Source organism: Methylobacterium sp. SD274 (assembly GCF_017355285.1).
In the GTDB taxonomy this organism is placed as follows: Bacteria; Pseudomonadota; Alphaproteobacteria; order Rhizobiales; family Beijerinckiaceae; genus Methylobacterium.
Map to the genome: position 1 here is coordinate 46692 of NZ_JADIJP010000001.1, position 13530 is coordinate 60221.

The following is a 13530-nucleotide window of genomic DNA, read 5'->3' on the forward strand; positions in this document are numbered from 1 at the left end:
GTGCATCGGCACCTCGGACGCCATCGCTTCAGAAGGCATAGCGGACTTGGCAATAGGGCATCAGCTCGGCCAGATGATCCTTGAAACGCGCGATCCACCGCCCTTTCCAGCCGCTTCGATAGCGCAGGTTGTCGCCGCCACCCTGTGACCGTTTTCCCTCCTGGATATCGGGCCGCCAGAGCAGGTCCTCCGCGCGGGGATGCCAGTTCAGGTTGACGGCATGGAGATCCGCATTGTGCGTGAGCAGGATGATCTCGGCCTTGAGCTGCGCCTTCGCCGCCGCCCCGATCCCGTCATCGATGGCGGTGAACAGTTCTCGCCAATCGGCCTCCCAGCCTTCGTAGAGGATGACCGGCGAGAAGTTCACATGGACTTCGAACCCTGCCGCCACGAAGTCGTCGATGGCGGCGATGCGCTCACGCATCGGGGCCGTGCGCACATCCACCACCTTTGCGATCCGTTCGGGCATCAGGGAGAAGCGGATCCGGGTCTTGCCCTGTGGATCGTAGGTCAGCAGTTCCCGGTTCACGGCCTTGGTGGCGAAGGAGGCCTTGGCATTCGGGAGATCCCGGAACAGCCCGACCATGTCGCGAACGTTGTCCGATAGGCTCGCATCCACGGAAAGATCGCCATTCTCGCCGAGATCGTAGACCCAATGGTCGGCATCCACCGTATCCGGCTCGGGAAGCCGTCCTTGGCGCGCGGCATGGCGGGCGATGGCGGCGCAGACCTGCTCGACATTGACGAAGAGGGAGATCGGGTTGGCGAAACCCTTGCGACGGGGGACGTAGCAATAGGCGCAGGCCATGGCGCAGCCATTCGAGGTGGAGGGCGCGATGAAATGGGCGCTGCGCCCATTCGGCCGCATCGTCAGGCCCTTCTTCACCCCGAGCACCAAGGTCGAGCGCTTGATCCGCAGCCAGTCCTCCGCCGAGCCTTCGTTGCCGTGCAGGGAGGGGATGTTCCAGTGCGACGGCACCTCGATCCGCTCGGCGTCGGGGAAGCGGTCGAGGATGGCGAGGCCGCGCGGGAAATTCGAAACCGCAGGCTCGTGGTAGATCGTCCTGATATCCAGAATGTCGCGGGAAAGGGCCATGCGGTATCCTGCGGCGCGCGTTCGCCCCGTGTCACGTAAGATAGGGCTCTGGGGCCCGGAGGGGATGACCCTCGCCGTCGATCCGGTCGTCGCGCCGCCCGTGTTTCGGGGCTCGATCGAGTCCAGCGGGCGAGTGGCAGGCCATCGCGGGGGAGCGAACGTCGCGCGGCGGAAATCCGAGGCGGGGATTGGCCGCCGGGCCCGAAGGGCCACCCTATCGTTAACAGATAATTAACCTCGCCCTCTTTGCGGCGGTGTCGAAACATGCGCTCAAGACGCGTCCGTCACGGGAGGTGAAACTATTGCCTTGGTTGCCGCGTATCTCGGGCATGATCTGCTTCGACACGCTCATCGATCAGCTGGAATTGGAAAAGCAGGCCCTTGCGCGGGAGATGGCGCATCGCGGACCCGCGCCTTACACCCTCATCGACATGCTGATCGCGCTCGACCAGAAAATTTGCGCCTTGAGAATCCTGAGTGAAGACCGCTGACGCCGCTTTGGCCGATGCGAAGTCTCCTGGGTTTGCGGTCAGGCAGGACAGGACGTTTCTGACGAGTCTCCTATTGCGTTGACTCCCCTGGGGAGAGACCGATCCATCACCGGGAGTTCGTGACCAGATTCAAGCGGCAGCGCTTTGTTTCCGGGTGGATGCGAACTCGAACGCCTCCAAGGCCGGGAGGGGCCTGCTCAGAAGATAGCCCTGAGCTTCCGTGCATCCTTCGCGACGAATGCAGGACAGTTGAACGTCGTTCTCGACCCCTTCCGCCGTGATGCTCGCTCCCATGCGTCCGCCAAGTCCGACGATGGCGCGGACGATGGCGGCGGTGTCCGCATCGGCGATCTCGGAAACGAACGACCGGTCGATCTTGATCTTGTCGAAGGGAAATCGACGCAGGTAGTTGAGGGATGAGTAGCCGGTGCCGAAATCGTCCAGCGCGATGCGGATCCCGAGCTCACGAAGCCGGTGAAGGCAAGCCGTCACGCTGTCCGCGTCACCGATGAGCACGCTCTCGGTGATCTCCAGCTCCAGGCGGTCCGGCCTCAGACCGGACGCGGCCAAAGCCGATACGACGCAATGCTCCAGGCCGGGCGTCGTGAATTGCGCTGCCGAGACGTTCACCGCCACCCGGAGGTCGCCTGGCCAAGCCGCCGCTTCGCGGCAGGCTTCCCGCAGGGCCCAGCTGCCGAGGGGAACGATCAGGCCGGTCTCCTCGGCCAATGGGATGAAATCAGCCGGCGAAACCAAGCCTTTGACGGGGTGACGCCAGCGCATCAGGGCCTCGAAGCCGCTGGTCGTGTCGGTGGCAAGCTCGATAATCGGTTGATAGTACAATTCGAACTGACCCAGCCGCACGGCTTCGCGCAGATCGAGTTCGAGAACGTTGCGCGCGGCGATCGCCGCATCCATGCCGGGCTCATAGAAGCGGAACGTGTTCCGTCCGGCCGCCTTGGCGCGGTAAAGGGCGATGTCGGCATTCTTGAACAACTGATCCGGGTCGCCGCCATCCTGCGGCCCGACAGCGATGCCGATGCTGACGCCGACACTGACGGAGCGGCCGCCGAGGTCGAAGGGCGATTGCAGCGCCTCGATCACCTGCTGCGCCGTGGTGGTGGCAGTCTGAAGGAGATCGGGTTCTCTCAGCACGATGGCAAATTCGTCGCCGCCCAATCGCGCAACGGTGTCGCCCTCGTGAATGACCGACGTCAACCGCTCGGCGACGGCGCGAAGGAGGCTGTCTCCTGCCGGATGGCCGAGGCTGTCATTGACCGCTTTGAAGCGGTCGAGGTCGCAGGCGAGGACGGCGAAGATGTGCCCGCGTCGTTGGGCATTGTCCATTTCCCGGCCGAGCCGGTCCCGGAACAGCGCGCGGTTGGGCAGGCCGGTCAGCACATCATGCGTGGCCAGATGTTCGAGCTGATGTTCCGCATGCTTGCGTTCCGCGATGTCGATATGGGTGCCGACCATGCGCAGCGGGCGTCCGGTTGCGTCGCGTGTCACCACCTTGCCGCGCGATAAGATCCAGGTATGGCCCCCGTCCTTCTTCCGCATGCGAAGTTCGCATTCGAAAATCGGCGTTCGCCCGCCGATATGGTCGAGGAGGCGCCGGCGGACGGTCACGACATCGACGGGATGCGTTAGCTGTTCGCACGCCTCGATATGCCCCTCGATTTCACCGGGTTCGTAGCCGAGCATGCTCTGCCAACGGTCCGAGAGCCACACCTTGCCCGTCGGGAGGTCCCAGTCCCAAAGGCCGTCGCTGCCGCTGTCCAGGGCGAAAGCGAGCCTTTCTTCGCTGGATCGTAACGCCGTTTCCGCGGCCTTGCGGTCGGTGACGTCGCGTAACGACGACACGTAGCCGATGGGCTTGGACGAGCCGGGCAGGCGCGTGACCTTGAGGCACGCTTCGATCCATACCCAGGAGCCGTCCTGCCGACGATAGCGCTGGGTCGTGATGGCTCCCTCGATCCGGCCCTCGACTAGGTCGGAGAGAACATGTCGGTGTTGGGCGACATCCTCGGGATGGACGAAATCGATGGGCCGGGTGCCGATGATGTCTTCGGGAGGATAACCGAGCACCGCCACCGACGCGGGCGAGACATAACGGCGGATGGTATCGAGGTCGGACCAGATGATGACGTCTTTGGTGTTCTCCGCGAGAAGCCGATAAGCGGCTTCGCTCGTGCGCAAGGCTTGGTTGGCCCGGCGCATGCGGTCGACGAACAGGGCGAGTCCCGCGAAACCGACAATCGTCAGCATGGTCGCGGCAATGCCCGACGCCAGCGCGAAACGCGGCAGGCTCGACGCAATCTCGGGCGCGGCCATGTTCGGGATCAGCTCGGCTGCGCCCATGGCGGCGAAATGCACGCCCGCGACGGAAATCGTCAGGAGCGTCGCCGCCACGGTGGTGGCGTATCGAAGCGTGTCGCGTGCAAAAATCACGAAGGCGATGGCCGTCAGCGACCAGCCGATGAGCAGCGCCGTGGCGAGGAGCGGCCAGTTCATCACAGGGGTAGCGGCGACCTGCAGGCTCGCCATCCCCGCGAGATGCATCCCCGTCATGCTGATGCCCAGGATCACCGCGGCCGCGACAGCCACCGCGGGGGCTGCGCTCCATCGGGACAAGGCGAGCGCCACCAGCGAACCGAGGATGCCGACGAGAAGGGAAACGAGGGTGAGCGTCAGATCGTAGCCGGTCGCGAGGCCTGGATCATAGCCGAGCATCCCGATGAAGTGGGTGCTCCACATGCCGGCACCGGCCGAGAAACCAGCCGCGAACAGCCAGGCCCATGTCTCGAAGCCCTGGCTTCGAAAGACGTGGCGAACGAGCCGCAGAGCGGTGTGACTCGACACCCAACATACGAGGATGGCCAGTGGTACGACCCACCAGTGATGCTCCTCGGTCATGCACAAAAATGCACGATACATCCAACGACAGCCTTTCGCCAATTAGGGGCGAGCCTGCCGGGGTACGGTTTAAAAAACTCGGAACTTTTGCCTTAAGTTATAATAGAGGTCTGATCGAGACGGGGATTTCCTCAATAAAGCCGCGACTTCCTGGCTCGCCGCCGACCTGTTCAGATGCCGGGTGCCGGCGACCGGTGCTCACGGAGAGCGAGCCTTGCCCCAGGCTTCGGGAAACCGGACCCGCTACTTCCAGCCGCCACCGGGCAGGCGGCCGTGATAGGGCGTGTTGCGACAATGCCCCCACGGCCCGCGCCAGTAACCGGGAGGGCAGCCATTGCCGGCCCGTGCCTGATACCAGCCGCCCGGCAGGCGTCCGACATAAGGCGTCGAGCGGCAATGGCCCCATGGGCCACGCCACGCTCCCGGGCCGCAGCCTCCGGCAACGCCCAGCACCGGAGCCTCACTCGCAAGATTTGAGGCGATGGGAAAGGCCATCGCAGGCACCGATGCCAAACTGCAGATAGCGACCAGGGCGGGAATGCATGGCTTCATCGTAATGATCCTCACATGGCGAGGGGATTACGCATGGTGAACTCGCATTTTTTCAAGCAGAATCACGAATGATAGTTAGCGAAACCTAGTGATTAACTATACATTCATCCATTGATGTAGTCGATACGAGCGTCGTTACGCAGACGACCTTCTCGTTCGGGCGTCGAAATCCCCGCTCCGCGCATCGTTATGCGTCGCTTCAAGGGCGTGGCGAGGAAGAATCGAGCCCGGAGCCCGAAACGCATCGGTTCCACTGTCGCGGACACGGTCGTATCCACGATGCTGTTGTTCTCGCGCGCCTACCGGCCGACCGAAATGAAGCGTTTCGCATCGGTCATCCCGGTCGAGACGGGATTCATGGGCCGGCTCGGATGCAATTCCGGTCCGGTCCATGGGATGGCACGCGCCACGTTCTTTGCCGGTTGAAGGCGCGGTCTAGAACAGGAAGTTGTCGGCGCTCAGCGACTGTGTTGGAGCAAGAAGCCGAGCATCCGCCTTTGTGGCGCGATGGCATCTCTTGAATGGCGTCCTGACGTCCCTGCATTTGGTTCGTGCCATTGCCAGGGAAGGGGGCGTCAGAACGGCAGAGCCGATCCGAAAGGACGCGCCGGCCCTCGGGGTCACGGCATAGCGTTCTCCAGAATGCCATTCCGGGCGGTCATCCGCACCCGGTCCGCCGCATCGTCGGCCTGGGCGAATTGCGCATTGTAGAGGCGTCGGTATGCCCCGTTCGCCGAGAGAAGCGCCTCGTGCCGTCCCTGCTCCACGATGCCATCCGGGCCGACCACGACGATCCGGTCCGCCTTGCGGATCGTGGCAAGCCGGTGGGCGATGACGAGGGTGGTGCGGCCCTCGGAGAGTTCCACGAGGGAGCCCTGGATCGCCTGTTCGGTCTCGCTGTCGAGGGCCGAGGTGGCCTCATCCAGGATCAGGATCGGCGGATTCTTGAGAAACACGCGGGCAATGGCGAGGCGCTGTTTCTGGCCACCCGAGAGTTTGACGCCGCGTTCGCCGACGACGGTGTCGAGGCCGTTGGGCAGGCCCTCGATCAGGGCGGTGAGCTTGGCCCGCTCCGCGGCCTGCGCGATCTCCGCCTCGGTGGCGTCGAGCCGGCCATAGGCGATGTTCTCGCGGATCGTGCCCGCGAACAGGAAGACGTCCTGCTGCACGATGCCGATCTGCCGGCGCAGGGAGGCCAGGGTGAGGTCGCGGATGTCGATGCCGTCGACGGTGATGCGCCCGCTCTCTACCTCGTAAAACCGCGGAATGAGGGAGCACAACGTCGTCTTGCCGGCCCCGGACGGGCCGACGAAAGCGACGGTCTCCCCGGCCGCGATGTCAAGATCGAGCCCCGACAGGACGGGCCGGCCGGCGGTGTAGCCGAAACTCACCTCCTCGAAGCGGATGTCGCCCTTCAGCGCCGGCACGGAGACGGCGCCGGGGCGGTCGACGATGTCGGGTTCGGTGGCGAGCAGCTCGGCGTAGCGCCGGAAGCCCGCGACCCCCTTCGGGTAGGTCTCCACGACGGCGCCGATCTTCTCGAGCGGCCTGTAGAAGACGCCCACCAGCAGCAGGAACCCGATGAACCCACCGGGCGAGAGCTCGCCGCGCACGACGAAGGCCGCGCCGCCCAGCAGCACGACGATCTGGACGAGCCGCATGCCGAGATAATTGATCGACAGGCTGGCCGCCATGATCCGGTAGGCTTCGAGCTTGGTCTCGCGGTACTTCCGGTTGTCGGAGGCGAACAGGCGCCGCTCGTGCGGCTCGTTGGCGAAAGCCTGCACCACGCGGATGCCGCCGACATTCTCCTCGATCCGGGCATTGAAGGCGGCGACACGACCGTATTGCGTCTGCCAGTTCCGCGTCATGCGACCGCCGTAGCGGAGGGTGACGAAGGCGATCACCGGAAGGATGGCGGCGGTCAGGAAGGCCAGCGGCGGGTGGACGTAGACCATCAGCGCGAAGGCGCCCACCAAGGTCATCACCGCGATGAAGAGGTCCTCCGGGCCGTGATGGGCGACTTCGCCGATCTCCTCCAAATCCTTGGTGACGCGGGCCACGAGGTGGCCGGTCTTCTGATTGTCGAAATAGCGGAACGAGAGCTTCTGCAGATGGTCGAAGGCACGGCGACGCATCTCCGTCTCGATATTGATGCCGAGCACGTGCCCCCAATAGGTCACCACCACCATGAGGCCGGCATTGGCCACGTAGATCAGGCCGAGGCCGAGGGCGGCGAGCACGATCAACTGCCAATCCTGCCGTGGCAGCAGCACATCGACGAAGGCCTTCACGGCCATGGGGAAGCCCAGTTCGAGCAGGCCCGACAGGACCGCGCAGCCGAAATCGACAAGGAACAGGGTCCGGTGCGGGCGGTAATAAGCGAGGAAGTCCTTCAGCATGATGCTTTCGTCAGGTGATCGACGGGGCAGAGGGCACCGCAGGAAGGGACGCCGGGTATGCGGTAGCGCATACAGCAAACCCGCCGCCGCCGCTCCTCGCCGCCTCGGAAAGCCTGGGCCAGCGGGCAGCGGCCGAACGCATCGCCACCGCAACGGCCGAGGCACGCTTCGGCCCGCGAGAAGGCCGGAACCGCGTCACGGCTCAACTCGCGCAGGGCGAAATCGGCGGTCACGCCGGCATTGCACCAGAGGACATGGCGGGAGAGGCCGTAATGAGTCTGGCACAGGTCGAAGAACGGTCGCAGATGCTCTTCGATCAGGGGATCGAGCCCGGGCTCCGGGCCTGCGCGCCGGTCGTCCTCCTCCGCCACGATGAAGCGGGAGACGATGCCGTTCTCGTCGAGTTCGAAGCCGACCTGGTCGAACCCGATCGGCAGGGCACGGCCGAGGCGGCTGAGCGCGGTGAAGTAGGGGATGATCAGGGCGGGGAGGTAGTACTGCGTCCAGAGCGAGACGAGGGCGCGGCGGTCGGCGGTCTCGAAGCCTTCGCCTGATGCCCTGCCGAACCCGTCCACCACCTCGTCGAACCTGGCCTTGCTGGTGAGGATCGAGAGCGGCCGGGTGCCGGACCCGGACGGCGCCGTGGCGATCCGGCAGCCGAAGGCCGACAGCGACGGTGGAACCAGGGCGGCGAGTTGATCGATCATGCGACCCCCGCGACCCGATCGGCATCGAGGGTCCGGCGAATCGTCGCGCGCAGAGCGGCGAAGGCGACGGTGTAGAACAGGATCGCGGCGGTAAAGTAGCCCGGCCAGCCCACATGCGCCGCGAGCGCCGGCGCGGCGACGCGCAGGGGCATCGCGGCAAAGAATGCCGCCCCGAACAGGAGCGCGTAATCGGTGGCGGGGCGAGGCCCCTGCGCCCAGCGATAGATCATGTTGAACACCGGCACTCCGAGCCCTCCGCCGCCGACGATTCCGAGGATCGTCGCGGCTATGGCGAGCGTGGCCGAACCGATGGCAGCGCTGGCAATCATCAACCCGCCGCCGGCGATCACGCCCAGCGCGGAGACCGTGATGAGCCGCAGGGTCCCGACCCGTCGCACTAGGACGCCCGAGACCAGGGCCATGACGAGGTTGATGACAGGCGAGAGAGAACCGGTGACGAATCCGACCTCCCGCAACGGCGCCCCGAGATCCAGCAGGGCGAGGTTGTTCAGGCCGGAGAGGGCGAACATGGCGGCGAAATACAGGCCCAGGACCAGGATGCGTGGCGCCAGGAGGCGCAGGCGTTCGAACGGGGCTGCCACGCGCTCCGCTTCAGCGGCATCTCGGCGGAGCCGGACTTCCGGGTAGCGCAGCATCGGCAGCAGGCAGAGGAGGTTGAGGCCGGCGATGCCCAGCACGGCGGCCTGCCAGCCGACCGTATCGTAGTACCCGACCAGTAGCCCCGCGCCGGCGATTCCGCCCAGCGACGCACCGGAGAGTTTGGCCGACGCCACGAAGGGCCGCCGGTCCGCCGGCACCGTCTCGACCACCAAAGCTTCGAGGGCGATGTCCATGGTGGCGACGCAGAAGCAGGTCGCCACCGCGAGGCCGAGGAGGAGACCGAGCGGCCACGCCTCGCCCAGGCTCAGCACCAGCAGCAATGCGATGGTCGCGCCCTGCATCAGCGCGATCCAGCCGATGCGATGCGGCAGGCCGGGCAGGCGCAGCCTGTCGATGGCGACGGCCCAGAGAAACGTCAGACCGACGGGCAAGTTGATGAGTTGCAACAGCCCGATTTCGGCGAGTTCGACGCCGCGTGCCCGCAGGATCAGCGGGGCGCCGCTGGCCAGGAAGCCGAGCGTGGTCCCGAAGGTGATGTAGAGGCTGAAGAACGGCAGCAGGGGCCGCGCCCGGCGCCACCCTCTGGACGCTCCCTCGAACCAGATCCCGCTCATGCGATCCGCGCCACCCGGCCCGGTTGCCCGTCGAGGATAGGCATGAACCCTAGGAACCATCCTCCTGCGCCGGACACGCCGGCTTCTCCGAAAAGGCACTTTACCGGCCTCGAATGACGCGGCGATCGATCCGCGAACCGGTGCGCGACGTGACAGGGCCTCCCTTCGGGCATCCGGAGCCTCCCTGCTTCACGCGGCGAGTATAGTTTTTAAACAGTCTAATCTACTGTAAACATTGGACTTTCTTTGGGATTATGACGTGTCCGGTCTTCATGCAAGGTCCGTTTGGACGCAGTGCCGCCGGCCTTCGCTTCTCTTGCTCTGCGTCTGGCTTCTATTGCCCCGGCATGGTGAGGATGAGCGGCCCGCTGCGCGAGGCGATGACCGTATGCTCGTATTGCACGGTGAGGGCCTTCGGCTGGCTGTAAAGGGTCCAGGGATCGTCGCCATCCTCGGCGAACTCCGCGCCGAGGGACAGGAACGGCTCGACGGTAAAGACCAGCCCCTCCTGCATGATCCGTCGCTCGGAGGCGTCGGGCCAGGTGGCGATCTCGGTCGGCTCCTCGTGCAATGACAGTCCCACGCCGTGGCTCGCGAGGTTGCGGACCAGGGTGTAGCCGTTCTTCCGCGCGAAGGCCCCGACGGCCCGTCCGATATCGGCCAGGGGCTTGCCGGCGCCGACCTGGCGCAATCCCGTCCACATCGCCCGGCGCCCGTCCCTGCACAGTCGCTCCACCGCCCGCGTCACCGGCGGCACGGCGAAGGACGCGCCCGTATCGGCGAAGTAGCCGTCTTTCTCGGCGGACACGTCGATATTGACGAGATCGCCCGGATTGATCCTGCGGTCGCCGGGAATGCCGTGCGCGATCTCCTCGTTGACGCTGATGCAGGTGGCTCCGGGAAAGGCGTAGACCAGTTCCGGTGCCGGGCGAGCTCCGGCCGCCTCCATGATCCGCCGCCCGATCCCGTCGAGTTCGCGGGTGGTCATGCCGGGCTCGATGGCCTTACCCATCGCCTCGAGGGTGTCGGCGACGATGCGCCCGATCTGCTTCAGGCCGGCAAGCTCGTCGTCGTTCGACACCGTCATGTCGTCTTTCCTTCATGGCACCGGAGGCGGCTCCGCCCGCGCGGTTCTGCCATTCTCCGCGAGCCCGGCAAAGCCTGGGTTGCCCCACACGCAAATCACCTCACACGGGTCCGATATGCATATGAGGGCCGGCACCCCGCTCAGGCGGCGAAAGCGCCGCGCGAGCGCAGGGCCGCGATCTCCTCCGTCGAGAGGCCGAATTCCGAGAGCACGTCCTCGGTATGCTCGCCGAGAAGCGGCGCGTGCCTGCGGGCGCGTTGCGGCGTGCCGGTGAGCTTCACGGGGAAACCGATATTCGGCACCGTGCCCTCGATCGGATGGGGTACCTCGATGCGCATCTCCCGGTGACGGCCATGCTCGCTCTCGAACGCTTCCGGATAGGTGTTCATGCGGCCGGCCGGAATGCCGGCTTCGAGGAGCAGGGACACCCATTCCTCGGCGGTCCTGGCGGCAAAGCTCCGCTCCAACTCCTCGATCAGTTCCTCGCGGTTGGCGAGCCGCGCGGGAATGTCGACGAAGCGGCTATCCTCGAAGAGTTCGGCGCGGCCGAGTACATCACAGAGTAGGCGCCAGAGCTTCTGGTTCGTGGCCCCCATGACGAAGTAGCCATCGGAGGCGCGCACCGCCTGGTAGGGGGCGCTCATGCGGTTGGAGGTGCCGAGCGGCTGCGGGATCCGGCCCGTCCCCCAATATTCCGACACGTCCCAGATCGAGAAGGCCAAGGCCGCGTCGAAGAGCGAGGCATCGATATACTGGCCCTCGCCGCTGGCCTGCCGGCCGATATAGGCGGAAAGGATTGCGTAGACGGTGAACAACGCGCAGCCGATATCGGCGACCGGCACGCCGGCCTTGACCGGCGGGCCGCCTGGATGGCCGGTCACGCTCATCACCCCCGACATCGCCTGCGCCATCAGGTCGTAGCCGGGGCGCTTCGCCCAGGGGCCCGACTGGCCGAAGCCCGAGATGCTCGCATAGATGAGTCCTGGATTGCGGGCGCGCATCGCCTCGTATCCAAGGCCGAGGCGCGCCATCACGCCGGGCCGGTAATTCTCGACCAGCACGTCCGCAGTGGCGGCCATATCGAGAAGAAGGTCACGCCCCGCATCGGATTTGAGGTTCAGGGCAACGCTGCGCTTGTTCCGGTTCATGTTGAGGAAGCCCATGCTGTCGGGCCCCTTCATCTTGAACCCCATGGCGCCGCGCGTCTGGTCGCCCGTGCCCGGCGGCTCGATCTTGATGACATCCGCTCCGAGATCGGCGAGCAGCATGCTGCAGAACGGCCCCGCCATCACCTGCGTCACGTCGAGAACCCGGATGCCCGCGAGGGGGAGGGGACGGGGGCCATCGTGCACGGAGTGATCCATCGTGCTCGTTTCCTGTTTTGCGCTGGGGCCGGGCGTAGCCCGCCGGTGGTGGCGTTACGCGAGGAGGACACGAATCGCCGTGAGCATCTCCTCGCCCCGCTTGCGGGGAGAGGGCCGCGACGACCTCGTCGTCGGCGCGGCTAGGCGGCAGCCGAAGGTGAGGGGGCGGTTCCGGGGGAGTCTCGTCCGGCGACGCCCCCTCACCCTCGCTCCGCTCGTCACAGGCACGACGGGGTGCCTGTGACCCTCTCCCCGCGTGCGGGGAGAGGGGAATGCGCTCTCGCTTCGGCTCGAGTCGGCGAAGTTAGGATCGCACTACTCCGCCGGCACGGCCCGCCCGAGCGGTACCACCGGTTCCTCTTCGAACGGCCGTTCCGGGTGCATGGTGAAGGCGAGGCCCGCGCCCAGGAGGCAGAGGCCGATGGAGCCGACGAAGGGCAGGGTCCAGCTCCCCGTCATGTCCACGATCATTCCGAATACGATCGGCGAGATGATCGCCGCCACCGCCGAGCCTGTGTTCATGAGGCCCGCCGCCGTGCCCGAATATTTCGGTGCGATGTCCATCGGCACCGACCAGATCGGGCCGATAACCAGTTCGGCGAAGAAGAAGCCGGAGCTGAGCAGCAACGCCACCAAGGTCAGGTCCCTGGTGAAGAACACGCCGGTGAGGCTCGCCGCCGCGCCGAGGAAGCCGACCACGATGACGCTGAGCCGGGCGAGCTTGAGATCGCCGGTGCGCTTCAGGATGCGGTCGCTGAACACGCCGCCCAGGGTGTCGCCGACGACGCCCGCGAAGAACACGCCCGACGCGAACAGGGCCGAGTTCTTCAGATCGAGCCCATAATTGAGCTTGAAGAAGCTCGGGAGCCAGCCGAGGAACAGCCACAGGGTCCAGCCGTAACAGAAATAGGTCAGCGTCACCGGCAGCATGCGCCGGGTGAGGCGGCCCCAAGGCACGTTCTGCTTGGCGCCGACCTTGCTCGGAGGTGGCAGGACCGCGAGTTCCTCCGGGGTGATCGCCGGGTGTTCTTTCGGATCGTCGCGAAAGTACCAGAACCAGACGACGACCCAGGCGAAGCTCGCCACGCCTAGGATGACGAAGCCGAGGCGCCAGCCGAACTGGTAGATCAGGAAGGCCACGATGGGCGGCGCCACCGCGTTGCCCAGTCGCGCGAAGGCATGCGTGATGCCCTGCGCGAAGCCACGCTTGCCCGGCGCGGTCCAGTTCTGCATGGCGCGGGTGGCGGTGGGGAAGGTGGCTCCCTCACCGAAGCCGAGGAGCACCCGGGCGAGGAACAGGCTGATGAGGCCGCCCACCATTCCGGTCAGGATCGTCGCCGAGGCCCAGATCAGGCCGCAGACGAGGAGCGTACGCCTCGCGCCGAACTTGTCACCTACCGAGCCGCCGATGACTTGGAAGATGGCATAGGGATAGGCGAAGGCGGACAGGATCAGGCCGAACTGAGTGTTCGACATCCCGAGATCTTTCATGATCTCGCCGCCCGCCGTGGCGATGTTCACCCGGTCGAGATAGGTGACGAAATACATCAGGCAGAGCAGGAACAGCACCATGTTCGACGCTGAGACGCGTCTTTTGGCTGGCGTCATCGGGGTTTCCTCGGGTTGAGCGCGCCACCCGCCCCGGTTTGATCACCGGTTGTTTGTGGGATCACGCGTGGT

The 13530-nt window shown here is 65.6% G+C and carries 10 protein-coding genes; 1 reads left to right on the forward strand and 9 read right to left on the reverse strand.

The genetic code is table 11. From position 1 onward, the window contains the following. Positions 1-28: 28 nt before the first annotated feature. Entirely contained in the window at positions 29-1096 is a 1068-nt protein-coding gene (locus tag IPV08_RS00240; protein WP_207409913.1) for a spore photoproduct lyase family protein, read from the reverse strand. Between the two features lie 302 nt (positions 1097-1398). Here IPV08_RS00240 and IPV08_RS00245 point away from each other — a divergent pair, with 302 nt between their 5' ends. After that, on the forward strand, positions 1399-1587 hold the full coding sequence (locus IPV08_RS00245) for a hypothetical protein (protein ID WP_156467658.1): 189 nt from the start codon (positions 1399-1401) through the stop codon (positions 1585-1587). Between the two features lie 129 nt (positions 1588-1716). Here IPV08_RS00245 and IPV08_RS00250 read toward each other — a convergent pair whose 3' ends face one another. The 8 genes from IPV08_RS00250 to IPV08_RS00285 all read right to left on the reverse strand — a co-directional run bounded on the left by IPV08_RS00250 (position 1717) and on the right by IPV08_RS00285 (position 13458). Beyond that, on the reverse strand, positions 1717-4449 hold the full coding sequence (locus IPV08_RS00250; protein ID WP_348646050.1) for an EAL domain-containing protein: 2733 nt from the start codon (positions 4447-4449) through the stop codon (positions 1717-1719). 297 nt (positions 4450-4746) lie between these two features. Then, a complete protein-coding gene (locus IPV08_RS00255; RefSeq protein WP_207409914.1) occupies positions 4747-4998 on the reverse strand; it encodes a hypothetical protein in 252 nt (83 codons plus the stop codon). A gap of 677 nt (positions 4999-5675) precedes the next feature. After that, a complete protein-coding gene (locus tag IPV08_RS00260; RefSeq protein ID WP_207409915.1) occupies positions 5676-7457 on the reverse strand; it encodes an ABC transporter ATP-binding protein in 1782 nt (593 codons plus the stop codon). Beyond that, positions 7451-8164, reverse strand: coding sequence for a siderophore-iron reductase FhuF (gene fhuF, locus IPV08_RS00265; RefSeq protein WP_207409916.1), 714 nt, complete (start codon positions 8162-8164; stop codon positions 7451-7453). The genes IPV08_RS00260 and fhuF overlap by 7 nt, the downstream gene beginning before the upstream one ends. Continuing rightward, positions 8161-9399 carry an MFS transporter gene (locus tag IPV08_RS00270; protein WP_207409917.1) on the reverse strand — a complete coding sequence of 413 codons (1239 nt, stop codon included), beginning with the start codon at positions 9397-9399 and terminating at the stop codon, positions 8161-8163. Before IPV08_RS00270 ends, fhuF begins: the two co-directional genes overlap by 4 nt. A 334-nt stretch (positions 9400-9733) precedes the next feature. Beyond that, positions 9734-10486 carry a type I methionyl aminopeptidase gene (gene map, locus IPV08_RS00275; RefSeq protein WP_207409918.1) on the reverse strand — a complete coding sequence of 251 codons (753 nt, stop codon included), beginning with the start codon at positions 10484-10486 and terminating at the stop codon, positions 9734-9736. A gap of 140 nt (positions 10487-10626) precedes the next feature. After that, on the reverse strand, positions 10627-11850 hold the full coding sequence (locus IPV08_RS00280) for a CoA transferase (RefSeq protein ID WP_207409919.1): 1224 nt from the start codon (positions 11848-11850) through the stop codon (positions 10627-10629). A 315-nt stretch (positions 11851-12165) separates the two neighbouring features. Further along, entirely contained in the window at positions 12166-13458 is a 1293-nt protein-coding gene (locus IPV08_RS00285) for an MFS transporter (RefSeq protein WP_056423520.1), read from the reverse strand. Positions 13459-13530: the final 72 nt, after the last annotated feature.